General features: G+C 66.8%; 16 protein-coding genes. 10 read left to right on the plus strand and 6 right to left on the minus strand.

Features of this window, described 5'->3' with window-relative positions:
• Nucleotides 1-39 precede the first annotated feature (39 nt).
• The gene (locus AC2EAL_RS13765; protein ID WP_484724791.1) at nt 40-381 is read right to left on the minus strand and encodes an MmcQ/YjbR family DNA-binding protein; all 342 of its coding nucleotides are present in this window, start codon (nt 379-381) and stop codon (nt 40-42) included.
• Between the two features lie 172 nt (nt 382-553).
• Between AC2EAL_RS13765 and cysS the strand changes: the two genes are divergently transcribed.
• From cysS to AC2EAL_RS13780, 3 genes are all read left to right on the plus strand, one after another.
• Nucleotides 554-1981, plus strand: a complete 1428-nt coding sequence (gene cysS / locus AC2EAL_RS13770; RefSeq protein ID WP_484724792.1) for a cysteine--tRNA ligase — start codon at nt 554-556, stop codon at nt 1979-1981.
• Nucleotides 1982-2192: 211 nt separating this feature from the next.
• Nucleotides 2193-3815: a citramalate synthase gene (cimA, locus tag AC2EAL_RS13775; protein WP_484724793.1), complete on the plus strand. Its 1623-nt coding sequence runs from the start codon at nt 2193-2195 to the stop codon at nt 3813-3815.
• On the plus strand, nt 3812-4564 hold the full coding sequence (locus AC2EAL_RS13780; RefSeq protein ID WP_484724794.1) for a squalene/phytoene synthase family protein: 753 nt from the start codon (nt 3812-3814) through the stop codon (nt 4562-4564). The genes cimA and AC2EAL_RS13780 overlap by 4 nt, the downstream gene beginning before the upstream one ends.
• A gap of 21 nt (nt 4565-4585) precedes the next feature.
• On the opposite strand, the gene AC2EAL_RS13785 is transcribed toward AC2EAL_RS13780, so the two are convergent.
• Nucleotides 4586-5791, minus strand: a complete 1206-nt coding sequence (locus AC2EAL_RS13785; RefSeq protein ID WP_484724795.1) for an MFS transporter — start codon at nt 5789-5791, stop codon at nt 4586-4588.
• Nucleotides 5792-5868: 77 nt separating this feature from the next.
• Between AC2EAL_RS13785 and AC2EAL_RS13790 the strand changes: the two genes are divergently transcribed.
• Together AC2EAL_RS13790 and AC2EAL_RS13795 are read left to right on the plus strand one after the other, a co-directional pair.
• The gene (locus tag AC2EAL_RS13790) at nt 5869-6495 is read left to right on the plus strand and encodes a DNA-3-methyladenine glycosylase family protein (protein WP_484724796.1); all 627 of its coding nucleotides are present in this window, start codon (nt 5869-5871) and stop codon (nt 6493-6495) included.
• The gene (locus tag AC2EAL_RS13795; RefSeq protein WP_484724797.1) at nt 6496-7155 is read left to right on the plus strand and encodes an alpha/beta hydrolase; all 660 of its coding nucleotides are present in this window, start codon (nt 6496-6498) and stop codon (nt 7153-7155) included.
• 18 nt (nt 7156-7173) lie between these two features.
• Here the strand turns inward: AC2EAL_RS13795 and AC2EAL_RS13800 are convergent, their stop codons facing one another.
• The 3 genes from AC2EAL_RS13800 to AC2EAL_RS13810 all read right to left on the minus strand — a co-directional run bounded on the left by AC2EAL_RS13800 (nt 7174) and on the right by AC2EAL_RS13810 (nt 9476).
• Complete coding sequence (locus tag AC2EAL_RS13800; RefSeq protein WP_484724798.1) at nt 7174-8148, minus strand: glucokinase; 975 nt, start codon at nt 8146-8148, stop codon at nt 7174-7176.
• An 85-nt stretch (nt 8149-8233) separates the two neighbouring features.
• The gene (locus AC2EAL_RS13805; RefSeq protein ID WP_484724799.1) at nt 8234-9262 is read right to left on the minus strand and encodes a LacI family DNA-binding transcriptional regulator; all 1029 of its coding nucleotides are present in this window, start codon (nt 9260-9262) and stop codon (nt 8234-8236) included.
• 88 nt (nt 9263-9350) lie between these two features.
• Entirely contained in the window at nt 9351-9476 is a 126-nt protein-coding gene (locus AC2EAL_RS13810; protein ID WP_484724800.1) for a hypothetical protein, read from the minus strand.
• A 46-nt stretch (nt 9477-9522) separates the two neighbouring features.
• Here AC2EAL_RS13810 and AC2EAL_RS13815 point away from each other — a divergent pair, with 46 nt between their 5' ends.
• The 3 genes from AC2EAL_RS13815 (at nt 9523) to AC2EAL_RS13825 (ending at nt 12367) form a co-directional block, all read left to right on the plus strand.
• The gene (locus tag AC2EAL_RS13815; protein ID WP_484724801.1) at nt 9523-10329 is read left to right on the plus strand and encodes a GNAT family N-acetyltransferase; all 807 of its coding nucleotides are present in this window, start codon (nt 9523-9525) and stop codon (nt 10327-10329) included.
• Nucleotides 10330-10372: 43 nt separating this feature from the next.
• Nucleotides 10373-11191, plus strand: a complete 819-nt coding sequence (locus AC2EAL_RS13820) for a phytanoyl-CoA dioxygenase family protein (protein WP_484724802.1) — start codon at nt 10373-10375, stop codon at nt 11189-11191.
• A gap of 174 nt (nt 11192-11365) precedes the next feature.
• On the plus strand, nt 11366-12367 hold the full coding sequence (locus AC2EAL_RS13825; RefSeq protein WP_484724803.1) for an SLAC1 family transporter: 1002 nt from the start codon (nt 11366-11368) through the stop codon (nt 12365-12367).
• On the opposite strand, the gene AC2EAL_RS13830 is transcribed toward AC2EAL_RS13825, so the two are convergent.
• Nucleotides 12364-13059 (minus strand): type 1 glutamine amidotransferase, encoded by a 696-nt coding sequence (locus AC2EAL_RS13830; RefSeq protein WP_484724804.1) that lies wholly within the window; start codon nt 13057-13059, stop codon nt 12364-12366. The genes AC2EAL_RS13825 and AC2EAL_RS13830 overlap by 4 nt on opposite strands.
• 145 nt (nt 13060-13204) lie before the next feature.
• On the opposite strand from AC2EAL_RS13830, the gene guaB reads away from it, so the two are divergent.
• Nucleotides 13205-14653 carry an IMP dehydrogenase gene (gene guaB / locus AC2EAL_RS13835; protein WP_484724805.1) on the plus strand — a complete coding sequence of 483 codons (1449 nt, stop codon included), beginning with the start codon at nt 13205-13207 and terminating at the stop codon, nt 14651-14653.
• Between the two features lie 30 nt (nt 14654-14683).
• Entirely contained in the window at nt 14684-15829 is a 1146-nt protein-coding gene (locus AC2EAL_RS13840) for an RsmB/NOP family class I SAM-dependent RNA methyltransferase (protein WP_484724806.1), read from the plus strand.
• Nucleotides 15830-15977 lie beyond the last annotated feature (148 nt).

The raw sequence follows: 15977 nt of genomic DNA on the forward strand, positions 1-15977 counted from the left end.
CGGGCGCACGAATTTTCTGCGAAAATTCCGCGCCCGGCCCTAGCTCAGCGTCGCCTGCACCTTTTTCGGCAGCGTGGCGCGGATCAACGCGTAAGAAGCGGCGATGCGTTCGCGCAGTTCGTCATCCGGGACCCGGCCAAAGGGAATGCGCGCCCATGAGACGTGCAGGTAAGGCGCCCGGATCGCGCGCCCCGTCTCGATCAGCAGCCGGGCGGTGTCGGCATGGTCGGTCTTGATGCTGACGCCGTCGCCCATCTGCCCGATGATCGCGAAGATCTTGCCACCGACCTTCCAGCAGTCGTGGTCGGGGCCGAAGGGCTGGCTGACCTCGGCCCCTGGGAAGCTGGCGCAGACGGCATTGACGAAGGCGCGGTCCTGCATGATTTTCCTTGGCGGCTGCGGGGGGTTGATGTAAGTCTGCGCCCCATGACGACATTGCGCAACATCTGCATCTGCTGCATTACCCGCTGACCTACGGGCGCGGGCGGTTCGTCATTCCCTGAACGGATTGAAACCCACCCCGCGCGGGATGCCGCGTGCGACAGGGACTGACATGGTGACCATCCGCCTGACCAATTCGAAGACCCGCCGGAAGGAGGAGTTCGTCCCGATCCGGGCGGATGACGTGCGGATGTATGTCTGCGGCCCCACGGTCTATGACCGCGCGCATCTGGGGAACGCCCGGCCGGTGGTGGTGTTCGACACGCTCTACCGCCTGCTGCGCCACGTCTATGGCGAGGCGCATGTGACCTATGTCCGCAACTTCACCGACGTCGACGACAAGATCAACGCCGAGGCCTTGCGGCGGCAGAAGGCTGGGTCTCCGGGGACCCTGGAAGAGCTGATCCACCAGCGGACCGAGGAGACCATCGCCTGGTACCACGCCGACATGGACGCTTTGGGGGCCCTGCGGCCCAGCCATGAGCCGCGTGCGACCGAGTTCATCGGCCAGATGATCGCGATGACCGAGGGGCTGATCGCCTCGGGCCACGCCTATGCCGTCGAGGGGCACGTCCTATTCCGCGTCCGCAGCTACAAGGACTACGGCAAGCTGTCGGGCCGGTCAGTGGACGACATGATTGCGGGCGCGCGGGTTGAGGTCGCTCCGTTCAAGGAAGACCCGATGGATTTCGTCCTCTGGAAGCCGTCGTCGGGGCAGGAGCCGGGCTGGGCCAGCCCTTGGGGCAAGGGGCGGCCGGGCTGGCACATCGAATGCTCGGCCATGGCGCATGAACTGCTGGGGGAGTCGTTCGACATCCACGGCGGCGGGCTGGACCTGCAGTTCCCGCACCACGAGAACGAGATTGCGCAGAGCGCCTGCGCCCATCCGCATGGGCAGTTCGCGCGTTATTGGCTCCACAACGAGATGCTGCAGGTCGAGGGGAAGAAGATGTCCAAGAGCTTGGGCAACTTCTTCACCGTGCGGGATTTGTTGGATCAGGGAATCCCGGGTGAAGTGATCCGGTTTGTCCTTCTGATGACGCATTACCGCAGTCCGATGGACTGGACAGCGGAGAAGGCGCGGCAGGCAGAGGCGACGCTGCGAGATTGGTGGGAAGTTGCTGAAGATGTAGAAGCTGAGGCCAATCCTCATACGTCGGTGATTGACGCTCTTTCCGATGATCTAAACACTTCTCAAGCTATCTCGTTCCTCCATGAACAGTATAAAGCTGTTCGACGGGGCTCATTGAGCGCAGCGCGGTTTCGTTGGTCAGCAAATTTGCTTGGACTTCTAACCGACGAAGTTGGCGAATGGATAACTGACAGTGACGACACGCCGAGCGTTGAGTTCATTGCTCGGATCGAAGAAAAGATAGCTGAACGGGCAGCCGCGAAGTCTTCCAAGGACTTTCAAACAGCGGACGCAATTCGCCAGAAGCTCGCAGCTATTGGCATCATGCTATCCGACGGTCCCGAGGGTACAAAATGGATGCTTGATCATGGCAATCCTAACCTTGGAAATTGGGACGCCTGGAAATGATAGCATCCACACAGGATTGGGGGGCGGCTTGCCTTGCCTACAACTGCCTCTATGCTGGAGTTTTCGAAAACTCCGAACAAATTTCTTCGAAGAGATTTGCAAAATCCTTCGAAGGAATTTGGCCCGACCCAACCGTTAGCACCAGGTTAACGCCTGCGCGCAAGTCCTTGAAATCGCTCGCCCCGAAATCCTGTCCACCGTGGACACTCCCATGACCCGCGACCGCCTCTACCTCTTCGACACCACGCTCCGCGACGGCCAGCAGACGCAAGGGGTCCAGTTTTCCACCGCCGAGAAAGCGCAGATTGCCCTGGCGCTCGACCGGCTGGGGGTCGACCATATCGAGGGCGGCTGGCCCGGTGCGAACCCGACCGACTCTGATTTCTTCGCCGCCCCCCCGGCCACAAAAGCCACCCTCACCGCCTTTGGCATGACCCGCCGGGTGGGCAGGTCGGCTGAGAACGACGACGTCCTCGCTGCCGTCCTGAACGCGGGCACCCCGGCGGTTTGCCTCGTCGGCAAGACCCATGATTTCCACGTCACCACCGCCCTCGGCGTGACGCTGGAGGAGAACCGCGAGGCCATCGCCTCCTCGATCCGCCACCTTGTCGCGAAAGGTCGCGAGGCCCTGTTCGACGCCGAGCACTTCTTCGACGGCTACCGCGCCAACCCGGACTACGCCCTGTCCTGCCTGCACGCCGCCCTCGACGCCGGAGCGCGCTGGATCGTCCTCTGCGACACCAACGGCGGCACTTTGCCCGCCGAAGTCGGTCGCGTGACGGCGGAGGTGATCGCAGCGGGGATCCCGGGCGACCGGCTGGGGATTCACTGCCACGACGATACCGGGAACGCGGTGGCGAACTCGCTTGCGGCGGTCGAGGCCGGGGCGCGGCAGATCCAGGGGACGCTGAACGGGCTGGGAGAACGCTGCGGGAATGCGAACCTGGCTACGCTGATCCCGACGCTTCTTCTCAAGGAGCCCTATGCCAGCCGCTTCGAGACCGGGGTGACGAAGGAAGCGCTAGCGGGGCTTCTCAAGACCAGCCGAATGCTGGACGACATCCTGAACAGGGTCCCGTTGCGGAGCGCGCCTTATGTCGGGGCCAGCGCCTTTGCCCACAAGGCGGGGCTGCATGCCAGCGCGATCCTGAAGGACCCCACGACCTACGAGCACATCGACCCGGCACTGGTGGGCAACGAACGCGTCATCCCTATGTCGAACCAGGCGGGGCTGTCGAACCTGCGGGCGCGGCTGGCGGCGGCGGGGATCGAAGTCGACCCGAAGGACCCACGCCTCGGCCGGATCATCGAGGTCATCAAAGAGCGCGAGGACCAGGGCTATGCCTATGACGGCGCGCAAGCGTCCTTCGAACTGGTGGCGCGGCGCGAGCTGGGCCTGTGCCCGGAGTTCTTCGAGGTCAAGCGCTACCGGGTGACGGTGGAGCGGCGGAAGAACAAGTACGACCGGATGATCTCGCTTTCCGAGGCAGTGGTGGTGGTCAAGATTGGCGAGCGGAAGAACATGTCTGTCAGTGACAGCATGGACGAAAGCGGATCGGATCGAGGTCCGGTGAACGCGCTGGCCAAGGCCTTGGGCAAGGACCTTGGGCCCTATCAGGACTGCATCGACGACATGAAGCTGGTCGACTTCAAGGTGCGGATCACCAATGGGGGCACGGAGGCCGTGACTCGGGTCATCATCGATTCTGAGGACGGGCAGGGGCACCGCTGGTCGACCGTCGGGGTCAGCGCGAACATCATCGATGCGTCCTTCGAAGCGCTGCTGGATGCGATCCAGTGGAAGCTGATCCGCGACTTCGGGGCGCCGAAGTGAGCGTGGCCGCCTGTGCGGAGCTGGTTGAACGGGGCGACCCCGACCGGTTCCGCGCGGTGATGGCAGCGCCGGTCGAGGCGCGGGCACAGCTCTTTCCGCTCTATGCCTTCAACTTGGAGGTGGCGCGCGCGCCTTGGGTGACGCAGGAGCCGCTGATCGCGGAGATGCGGCTGCAATGGTGGCGGGACGTGGTGGAGAACGCGGCCTCGGGTGCGGCGCGGGCGCATGAGGTGGCGGGGCCGCTGCATGCCCTGATCGGTGATTTCGGCCTGCCGGTGGACGTGCTTGACCGGTTGATCGCCGCCCGGCGCTGGGACATCCACCGCGAACCGCATGACGGGATCGAGGGGCTGACGGCCTATCTTGATGACACCGGGGCGGGGCTCATGTGGCTCGCGGGCCGAGCGCTGGGGGCGCCGGACGGGGCAGAGCATGCGCTGCGGGCCTATGGCTGGGCGACGGCAGCGGCGGGCTATCTGCAGGCGGTGCCGGAACTGGAGGCACGGGGGAGGCAACCCTTGCCCGAAGGGGTGACCGGGCAGGATCTGGCCCGGTTGGGGCTTGCCAAGCTTGCCATCGCGCGGCAGGCCCGCCGGCTGGTCCCGAAAGAGGTTGCGCCCGCCCTGCTGGCCGGCTGGCAGACCGAGCCCCTGTTGCGGCAGGCGGCGGCGGGGCAGGCGGACTTGCATCTTTCGGAATTCCAGCGGCGCTGGCGGCTGTTGCGACAAGCGTTCACCGGGCGCTGGTAGCCTCGGGGCGCCGTCAGACAGTCAGGCGCGGGATTCCTGCGGCCGCAGCCAGAGCCAGATGAGCGCCCCCCCGGCCAGGACCAGGAAGGGCAGCATGGCGAGGTTCACCATCTGCCAACCGGCCTCTACCGTCCCACCCGAACAGTTCATCAACCCGCCCGAGGAAAACGACGCCATCGTGACGCCGCCGAAGACCACGAGGTCGTTCAGGCCCTGCAGGCGGCCACGCTCTTCGGGACGTTGGGCGGCGGTCAGCATGGTCGTGGCACCGATGAAGCCGAAGTTCCAGCCGAGGCCCAGAAGGATCAGCGCGATGAAGAAGTTCTCCAGCTGCACCCCCGCCATGGCAACGGCTCCGGCGGCGGCGAGGATCGTCAGGCCAAGCGCGATGATCCGTTCGGTGCCGAAGCGGGCGATCAGGTGGCCGGTGAAGAACGAGGGCGCGTACATTGCAAGCACATGCGCCGTGACCACGTCCGCCGCATCGCCCTTGTCAAAGCCACAGCCGACGACGGCGAGGGGCGAGGAGGTCATCACCAGGTTCATCAGCGCGTAGCTGACCGTGGCGCAGATCATCGCGACAAGGATGGTGGGATTGCGAATGAGTTCGGCCCGGGAGCGGCCAAGAGGGCTGCCTTCGGACGGGGCTTTCGGCTTTGGGATGTCAAGCGCGAGGAACAGGAGCGAGCCTGCGAGGTTCAGCACGATCACGGTCAGGTAGGAGCCGAGGAAGGGCACGGCCATTTCGTCCGCGGTGACCTTGACCAGCTGCGGCCCGAAGACGGCAGACAGCAGGCCCCCCGCCATGACCCAGCTGATCGCCTTGGGGCGGAAGGCCTCGGACGCTGTATCTACAGCGGCAAAGCGGTAGAAGCCGTTCGCAGACATGTAGATACCGGAAAACAGCGCGCCGATGCAGAAGATCACGAAGCTGCCGGTCGACAGGCCCCAGGCCCCGATTGCTGCGCCGACGGCACCGCCGGTGGCGCCGAAGAAGAACCCGGCGCGGCGGCCATAGCGCTGCATCAGCAGCGACAGGGGCGTCGCGGTCAGCATCGAACCGATGACCATCATCGTGATCGGCAGGGTCGCCCAGCAGACATTGGGGGCGAGGCTGGACCCGGCCAGCCCGGCGATGGTGAAGATCATCGGCAGCTGCGCGCCAAGGACAGCCTGGGCGGCGACAAGGACTAGGACGTTGCGGCGGGCTGTTGAGTCGTTGCTCATGTTTCAGGCGTAGACCCGTCGCCGGGCGGCGGCAAGGGGAGTTGCAGCGCTCTGCGCCGGGTGCAAGGGTGCGGCCCATGGTAGGTCGGATCATCCAGACACTGGACTGCGTGGCCGAGGGGGCAGAGTGGCTGGCCCGGCGCGAGCCACGCTTTGCCCAGGCCTTGCCGCTGGTCGGGCCCTTGCCCTTGCGGCGCGAGCCGGACGGGTTTGCGGCGCTGCTGCGGGCGATTGTCGGCCAACAGGTGTCCGTCGCCAGCGCCCGGGCGATCTGGGCGCGGCTGGAGGCGGCGGGGCTGACCGAAGCGGCGGCGATGGCTGCGGCTTCGGACGAGGACCTGCGCGCGGCTGGCCTGAGCCGCCAGAAGGCGCGCTATGGCCGGGCCCTGGCGCAGGCGGGTATCGATTTCAATGCCTTGCGCGGCGTTCCTGATGCGGATGTCGTCAAGGCTCTGGTCGCGGTTCCGGGCATCGGGGTCTGGACGGCTGAGATCTATGCGATGTTCGCGCTGGGGCGGGCGGATGTGTTCGCGCCCGGGGATCTGGCCTTGCAAGAGGCGGCGCGGATGCTGTTCGGTCTGGAGGCGCGGCCCAGCGACAAGGCGCTGCGCGCGATGGCCGAGGCCTGGTCGCCCTGGCGGTCGGTTGCGGCGCGCATCCTTTGGGCCTACTACCGGGTGGCAAAGGATCGGGAAGGGGTTTGAGTGATGCGGGAACTGCGGTTTGGCCGGAAGGGCGGGGCCAAGGGTGAGGCGACCTCGCTGGTCGTCTTCCTGCATGGCTATGGTGCCGATGGGGCCGATCTGCTGGGACTCGCCGATGTGCTGGCCCCACACCTGCCCGGCGCCGTCTTCGTGGCGCCCGACGCGCCAGAGCGCTGCGTCGGAGGCGGCTTTGGCTATCAGTGGTTTCCGATCCCCTGGCTCGACGGCTCGGCCCAGTCGGCAGCGGATGCGGGATTGTCAGCCTCAGCCAAGGACTTGAACGGGTTTCTTGATGTGCGACTGGCCGAAGAAGGCCTTACACCCGACCGGCTGGTGCTGATCGGTTTCAGCCAAGGCGCGATGATGAGCCTGGAGATTGCGCCGCGTCGGGACCTGGCCGTCGCAGGGGTGATCGCGATCTCGGGGCGGCTGTTGCGGCCCGAAGCGCTGGAGGCCGAAGCGCGGGTGAAACCGCCGGTCCTGTTGATCCATGGCGACCAGGACGCAGTGGTGCCTTTCACCGACATGGCCAAGGCCGGCAATGCGCTGGTGGCAGCGGGGTTTCCGACCTATGGTCATGTGATGGAAGGCACCGGCCATGGCATCGCGCCGGACGGTGTCGGCGTGGCGCTGCAGTTTCTGAAGGAACGGCTGGCGTAACCCCGCCCAAGCAATGCCTTACGGCTGGCTGTTCAAGTAGACCGCGCAGCCGGTCAGGGCAGCATAGTCGTCCTCGACCACGGTGACCGAGAAGTCCTTCAGCAGCAGGTCCACCCGCCGCGCCTCGCGGAACGAGGTCTGCAGACCGAAGGTGGGGAAATAGGGCGTCATCGCGCGCGACATGCCGCCGATCAGGAAGATGCCGCCATATGGCAGGTGGATCAGCGCCAGGTCGCCCAGCATCTGGCCAAGGACGTGTATATACAGGCGTGCCGCATGAGTGGCGACCGGATCGCCTGCCTCCAGCGCCGCAAGGACTTGGGCGGAAGTCAACACGGCCGGACGACCGGCCTGTTCAGCCGCAAAGGCGTGCAGGTTTGCAAGTCCGCGCCCGGCCAGAACCTCCTCCACCCCGGCATGGGGGACCTCGCCTTCGGCCTTGAGCCGCGCCTCGATGAAGCGGACGAGGCGAAAGTCTTCCTCGCTGCGGACCGGCATGTTCACGTGGCCGCACTCCGACGGCGGCACGACGCGCGCCTGCGGCCCGGGATGGACGGGGGCGGCATTGACGCCGGTGCCAAGGCCCACCACCAGCATCGAGCCGCCGGCCTTGACCGGCCCGTCGATCACGCGGCGCAGGTTCGCCGCCGGGATATGCCCCAAGGCCTGGCCCTGCGCCTGCAGGTCGTTCAGGATCGCCACCTTGCGCGCCCCCGTGGCGCCCGACAGCTTGGCCGCGTCCATCACCCAGTCGAGGTTGGTCATCGTGGCCACGCCGTCCTGCACCGGCCCGGCAGCCGCGACGCAGACGCCGTCGACCTTCGCGCCGGTCGCCGCCAGATAATCGCCCAGCACATGCGCGATGTCCTGCCCACGCGCCTGGTATTCGGCGTTCGGATAGCGGCGGATCGAGTCAAGCCGCACGCTGGCGCCATCGGCCAGCGCCACCCGGGTGTTCGTGCCACCGATATCGGCAAGGATCGCTAGGGTCATCGGGCTGGTCCGTGGTTCGAAAGCGTGCTGCGTGATAGGGTGAAAGCGCCGGATGCGCCAGTGGTTTCAAAGCGGTTCGGATGGATCAGCGCTGCGGGGCAGGGCCGGTGGACTGGCCCTCGACCAGTTCGGCCTCCAGAAGCTGTTGAACCTCACCTGCCGCGGGATTGGCGATCCGCGCCAGCAACATTTCGGCGACCTGCCGCCCGGCCTCGCGCACCGAAGACCGCATCGCGGTGAAGATCGGTCGGTCCTCGCCGTTCTTCATGTAGCTGAGATCGTCGTCGAAGATGATGACCGACACATCGTGGCCAAGCTTCAGACCCGCTTCCTCGATCGCGCGGCGCACGCCCATGCCCGACAGCATCGAGGCCGCGACAAAGGCGGTGGGTGGGTCGGGCAGGGCGAGCATGGCGCGTGCGGCCCGGTGGCCTGCGGCTTCGGTCATCTCGCCCGAGGCCATCAGCACGGGGTCGGCGGTGATCTGCCGGGCGGCGAGCGCGTCCAGATAGCCCCGGCGGCGGCGGATGGCGAAATCCATGAACTCCAGCCCATTGACCAGCGCAATGCGGCGGTGGCCAAGGTCAAGGAGCCGTTCGGTCGCCTGCTGGATCGCACGGCGGTTGTTCACGTCCAGCCAAGAATAGCCGCCATCGGCTCCGGTCGCCCGGCCATGCACGACGAAGGGCAGGCCGATTTCGCGCAAAAGGGCGATGCGGCGGTCATTCTCGCGGGGGCCGTGGACGATCACGCCGTCGACATTCCCTTTCACCTTCATCGCGCGGTAGGTCTGCTCTTCCTCTTCGTCGGGGACGACGGACAGAAGCATGTCATAGTCGTTTCGGCTGTAGGTTTCACCCGCGCCTGCGATGAAATCGGCGAAGACCGGGTTCACGATCTCATGCCGGTTGGCGATGGCGATGACGTGGCCCACGGCCATCGCGCGGCCGGTGGCCAGGCGGATGGCGCGGGCATTGGGGTGGTAGTTGTGTTCCTTGGCCGCCGCCATCACCCGTTCGCGGGTGGCCTCGTTCACCTCGGGGTAGCCGTTCAGCGCGCGCGAGACCGTGGTCGGCGACAGGCCAAGCCGCTGGGCTAGATCCTTTAGGTTCATGTGGCCGTGCACTCACAACGGTTTGGACGCGCGCGACCATAGCCACCGCCCGCCCATGCGTCAAAGCCAAAGGCGGCGCGGCGGGGTGCTAAAGCCGGGTCAGCGCGACGATGCCCAGCCAGAAGAGGCTGAGGCAGGCGCTGAGCACCACGGGCACCCAGAGGGTCAGCCGCGGTGTGGGGGCGGGTGAGCGTTTGAGCGAGACCTGTTTCATGCCGACCATTAACGGCACAGTAAGCTTTCGGTTCCGTTAATGGCGCATGCCCAATTGCACCGGATTCGAAGATTTCGTGCCCTTTCAGCAAAGCGAGCCCTATGCGGTGGCGGCGGCAGTCAATGGGGCGCGGGTGCGCTGGTCCGATCTGGACGGCGGCCGCGCCCTGGTGGTGGAACGCGGGCGGCTCCGGTTGGTGTCGCGCGGGCCGGTCTGGTCTGCGCCCTGTGGCCCCGATGCACAGCGCCGTGCTCTGCGGCAACTGGCGCGCTGGCCGGGCATTACCATCGCGACGCCCGAGGCTCCGCTGCAGGGTTTCGGCCTGGTGCCTATGGTCACGCCGATGCACCACGCGGTCTGGCACCTGGGCCCCGACCTGCGTGCGGGGCTGGCGGGGAAGTGGCGCAACCGCCTGGTCGCCGCCGAACGGGCCGGAGTCCGGCCCAAGCGGGGCACTCAGGCCACCCTGGATCGGCTGATCCTGCAGGAGGCCGTGCAGCGCAAGTCCCGCGGCTATCGCAGCCTGCCGCCCGGCTTCACCCGCGCTCTGCCTGCTGACGCGCTACGGATCTGGGAATGGCGTCAGGCCGGGGACATGGCGGCAGCGATGGCCTTTGTCCGGCATGGTGCGTCTGCGACCTACCACCTGGGCTGGGCCTCGGACGCAAGCCGAGACGCCGGGGCGCATGCGGTGATGTTGATGGCGGCGGCGACGGCGTTGCAGGCGGAAGGGGTCCGCTGGCTGGACCTTGGCTCTGTAGATACAGACCGCGCGCCGGGCCTGGCGCGGTTCAAGCTGGGGACCGGGGCCGCCCTGCGGCAACTGGGCGCGACCTGCCTGGTCTTGCCCTGACCGGCCCGCCGGGGCAGGGTGGCCCCGAACGGGGAGGCGGCGCATGGTCACGGTGACGGAGGAGATGGTCGAAGCCTACCAGCGCGACGGGGTGGTGCTGGTCAAGGGGCTTTGGGCCGACTGGGTCGAGATGCTGCGCGCCGGGATCGCGCGGAACATGGCCAACCCGACGAACCAGATGGCGACGCTAAAGCCTGGCGAACCGGGATATTTCTTCGACGACTACTGCAACTGGACCAAGGTGCCGGAATTCGCGGCGGTGATCCGTCAGTCGCAGGCGGCCGAAGTGGCGGCGCGGCTGATGCGCTCGGACCGGGTGCAGCTGTTCCACGACCATGTGCTGGTGAAGGAGCCGGGAACGACGAAGCCCACGCCCTGGCATACCGATGGCCCCTATTACTTTGTCGAAGGCCGCCAGACCGTCAGCTTCTGGTCGCCGCTTGACCCGGTGAAAGAGGCGTCCCTGCGCTGTGTGGCGGGGTCGCACCTTTGGCCGAAGGACGTGCTGCCGACGCGCTGGATGTCCGAGACGAACTTCTATCCCGGAGAGGATGACTACATGCCGGTCCCGGACCCCGAGGCGGAGGGGATGCGGATCCTGGAATGGGCGATGGAGCCGGGCGACGCCGTGGCCTTCAACTTCCGCACCCTGCATGGCACGCGGGGGAACACGACCCAGAACCGGCGACGGGCGTTTTCGCTGCGGCTGGTGGGCGACGACGCGCGCTATGTCGAACGCCCCGGGCCGACCTCACCGCCCTATCCGGGGCATGGGATGGTGGCGGGGCAGCGGCTGCGCGAGGACTGGTTTCCGCAGATATGGCCGCAATCAAGTCGTGAGGAATGGGCTGGAACCATATGATTTGTGAACAATATCTTTGGTAGTATATACGAGCGTATATACATACTGTTTCCAGGCTGGCACTAGTTTAGAGCGTGTGTGAGTTTAAGGGCATACAATCTGGGGTTAACGGAGCTTTCCAGAGAAGACGTGCAGTCCAGGACCGGCGCACGGCTGCAGAAGAGGAGGAGCAAAATGGTTGAGACCCCCGCCCGGCACCGGCCCAAGATGTACCCGCCGCCGCAGTTTCCGCCGCGACGAGCACCGCTGTTTGCCACCACGCCGCCGGCGATCTTCCCGCCGATTCTGGGCCTGCTGGGTCTGGCCGCGGCGCTGCGGGTGGGGACACGGGCCTGGGGGCTTGGCCCGGAACTGGCCGATCTGGCTGCGGGACTGGTGCTGCCGCTCTGGGCCTTTGCGGCCTGTACATACATCGTCAAAATGCTGCGCAGAACCAGTGTGATACAGGATGATCTTAAGGTCCTGCCCTCGCGCGCTGGTCTTGCGGCGGCAACGCTGGGCGGCATGGTCGCGGCGGGGCATCTGGCGGTGCTTTCGCCCCGTGCGGGGCTGGTCCTGTTGCTGCTAATGCTGGTCGCACACGCCGCCTTGGTCATTCTGACGGTGCGGGTCCTGGTCGGGTTGCCGGTCGAGGCACGGATGGTCAATCCGGGCTGGCATATGACCTTTGTCGGCTTCATCGTCGCGGGCCCGGTGGCAGCAGGGCTGGGGCAGGAAGTCCTGGCGCGCGGGATCCTGTATGCGACGCTGCCCGTGGCCTTGGCGATCTGGGGGATCAGCCTGGCGCAACTGGTCCGCCGCATCCCGCCCGCGCCGTTGCGACCGATGCTGGCGATCCACCTCGCCCCGGCGGCGCTGATGGCGACCACGGCCAGCCTGGCGGGGCTGCCGACGCTGGCTTTGGTCTTCGGCGGGCTGACCGTGCTGATCCTCCTTGCCCTGCTGGCCTCGGCGCGTTGGATCACGGCTTCCGGTTTCTCGCCGCTGTGGGGGGCTTTCACCTTTCCGCTGGCCGCAGCCGCGACAGCGCTGATGCTGCAGGGTGGGGTCCTGGGGCAGCTGGGGCAGGGGTTGTTGATCCTGGGCCTGGGGCTGGTGCCCTGGATCGCCTACCGGGTGCTCAAGCTCTGGCCCGGCGGCAGGCTGGCGGCGGTGACGAACGCCGCCGAGGCCTAGATCAGCGCCACCCAGGCGCGGGCCAGCGCCAGGCCATGCGCATCGGCCGGGATGCCGTGGGTTTCCGAAAGCTCAGGGTGACGTTCAGCCCAGTCGGGCAGCATCCGTTCGATCGTTTCGGGGAAGGTCTTTGACCAGTCGCGCACGACGGATCGGCTCGCCTCGAAGTGGAACTGCGTGCCATAGGTCGCGCGGCCGATGCGGAAGGCCTGGTGCGCGGCGGTGGGGCTATGGGCAAGGTGGACCGCGCCTTCGGGCAGGGTAAAGGTGTCGGAGTGCCACTGGAAGATCGGGAAGGTCGCAGGCAGCTGGCCCAGAACCGGGTCGGCGCGGCCCGCCTCGGTCAGGCTGACATCGACCCAGCCGAATTCCGGCGCGGTGCCGAGGTGGTTCTCTGCCCCATAGGCCCGGGCCAGGACCTGCGACCCCAGGCAGATGCCCAGGACCGGGCGGTCCATCGCGGTATAGTCGGCCATCAGCCGCGCGAGGTCGGGCAGGTAGGGATGGGTGTGGTCGTCCCTCGCCGACTGCTCGCCGCCGAAGACGACCAGGGCATCGGCGTCCACCGTCTGCGGCAGGGGCTGGCCGGACCAAGGCTTGTAGAGGTCGATCAGGGCTGCGGCTTCGTGCAGGGCCACGCCGACCTGGCCGTGGTGGGTGATGCGGGTGTTTTCGACAATGGCGACGCGCATGGGGTGTCCCTTTGGTTCAGGGCTAATCTGCATGCGGCTTCGGCGGCGGCAAGGGGCCTTCTGGGGGCGGATTGGGTCTTGCGCCCGAGCGCAGGCCGTGAAATGGGGAACCGCCAAACGATGCTTGCTCCCGGAGGGTTCGCCTATGGAGATTCGTGAGGCTCTCACCTTTGATGACGTGCTTCTGGTGCCTGCGGCATCGAGCGTTCTGCCGGCGGATGCCGACACGTCGACCTATGTGACCAAGGCGATCCGGATGAACATTCCGCTGCTGTCCTCGGCGATGGACACGGTGACGGAAGGCCGGATGGCGATTGCCATGGCGCAGGCGGGGGGGATCGGGGTGATCCACCGCAACCTCGACCCCGAGGCGCAGGCGCGGGAAGTGCGGCGGGTAAAGCGGTTCGAGTCCGGGGTGGTCTACCAGCCGATCACGCTGACGCCGGACCAGACGCTGGCCGATGCCAAGGCGCTTATGGAGCGCTATTCGATCACCGGCTTTCCGGTGGTGGACGGGCAGGGCCGGGTGCTGGGGATCGTGACCAACCGCGACATGCGTTTTGCGAGCGATGACAAGACGCCGGTTAGGGTGATGATGACGTCCGAGAACCTCGCCGTCCTGAAGGAGCCGGTGGACCGGGGCGAGGCGATCAGCCTGATGAAGGCGCGGCGGATCGAGAAGCTGCTGGTGACGGACGGGCAGGGGAAGCTGACGGGATTGCTCACGCTGAAGGACACCGAGAAATCGGTCCTGAACCCGAACGCCTGCAAGGACGAGATGGGGCGGCTGCGGGTGGCGGCGGCCTCGACCGTGGGCGATGCGGGCTTTGACCGCAGCCAGGCCTTGATCGAAGCGGGCGTGGATCTGGTGGTGATCGACACGGCGCATGGGCATTCCGAAGGGGTGGCCAAGGCAGTCGAGCGGATCAAGAAGCTGTCGAACCGGGTGCAGGTGGTGGCAGGGAACGTCGCCACGGCCGAGGCGACCCGGGCGCTGATCGGCGCGGGCGCGGATGCGGTGAAGGTCGGGATCGGACCGGGGTCGATCTGCACGACGCGGATCGTCGCGGGCGTGGGCGTGCCGCAGCTGACGGCGATCCTAGATTCCGCGCGCGCGGCGGGGGACATCCCGGTGATCGCGGACGGCGGCATCAAGTACTCGGGCGACTTCGCCAAGGCGATCGCGGCGGGGGCGTCTTGCGCGATGGTGGGCAGCGCAATTGCCGGGACGGACGAATCCCCCGGCGAGGTGATCCTGTGGAACGGGCGGTCGTTCAAGGCCTATCGCGGCATGGGGTCCCTGGGCGCGATGGCGCGAGGCTCGGCCGACCGCTATTTCCAGAAGGACGCGGCCAGCGACAAGCTGGTGCCGGAAGGGATCGAAGGCCAGGTGCCCTACAAGGGCAGTGCCGCGGCAGTCATCCACCAGATGGTTGGGGGCCTCCGTGCCGCAATGGGCTACACCGGCTGCGCGACGGTGGCCGAGATGCGGACCAAGTGCCAGTTCGTCCGGATCACCGGCGCGGGGCTGAAGGAATCCCATGTCCATGACGTGCAGATCACCCGCGAAAGCCCGAACTATCGGGTGATGTGAGGTGACGCGCCTGTCCGTGGGGTCGCGGCAATGACGCCCGGCGCGCGGGCGGCGGCGGCGATCGAGGTTCTGGACCGGGTGCTGGCGGGGGAGCCTGCCGAGCGCGCCTTGACCAATTGGGGCCGCGCTTCGCGCTTTGCAGGCTCGGGCGACCGGGCGGCGGTGCGGGACATCGTCTATGACGCCTTGCGGCAGCGCCGGTCGGCATCGGCGCTTGGGGGCGGGCTGACCGGGCGCGGGCTGGTCCTGGGTCTCGCGCGCGCCTCGGGGCAGGAGGCCTGGTTTTCCGGCGAGGGACATGCGCCCAAACCTCCGACAGCAGATGAGGCAGGACGGGAGCCGTCGGAGGAAGATCGGCTGGACCTGCCCGGCTGGCTGGTTCCCGAACTGCGCGAAAGCCTCGGGCCGGACTTCGGCGCGGTGGCCGAGGCGCTGCGGTCCCGGGCGCCGGTCTTCCTGCGGGCAAACGCGGTCAAGACGGATGTCGCGGGCGCCGTGGCGGCGCTGGCCGAGGAGGCGATCACCGCGCGGCCCCACCCGCTTGCGAAGAGCGCGCTGGAAGTCACCGAGAATGCGCGGAAAATCCAGAATGCGCAGGCCTACCGCACCGGCTGGGTCGAGTTGCAGGATGCCTCGTCCCAGGCGGTGGTCGAGGCGCTGCCCCTGCAGGACGGCATGAAGGTCCTTGACCACTGCGCAGGCGGCGGTGGCAAGACGCTTGCCATGGCCTCACGGGCGCGCCTGAAGCTTCTCGCGCATGACGCCAATCCCCGGCGCATGGCCGACCTGCCCGACCGCGCCCGGCGGGCAGGGGTCGACATCACCCTGACCGAGCGGCCCGAAGCGGCGGCGCCCTTCGATCTTGTCCTTGTCGATGCACCCTGCTCGGGCTCGGGCAGCTGGCGGCGCGATCCGGAGGGCAAGTGGCGGCTGACCCCGCAACGTCTGGAAGAGATACGCAAAATCCAGGCGCAGATCCTGGATCGTGTTGCGCCCCTGGTGCGCAAGGGCGGCGTGCTGGCCTATGCCACCTGTTCACTGCTGCGGTCGGAAAACCACGACCAAGTGCGGGAATTCCTGGCCCGATCCCCTGGCTGGAGGCTGGAACGCGAACAGGTTTTCACACCGTTGCAAGGGGGTGACGGTTTTTATCTTGCAATCTTGCATGGAAAGTGAATTTCCAGTCGCAACCTAGACGATCCCCCAAAGACGGTTAATGTTGTCTTAACACCTTCCGGCGATCTTGCGGGTAAACCGCGGTCCCGTCAGGCAGATTTGGAGCATTTAAAGCGTTGTCGAGCTTGGACCTTTCACCACAGAAGCC

The sequence above is a fragment of the Tabrizicola sp. T74 genome (assembly GCF_057219935.1).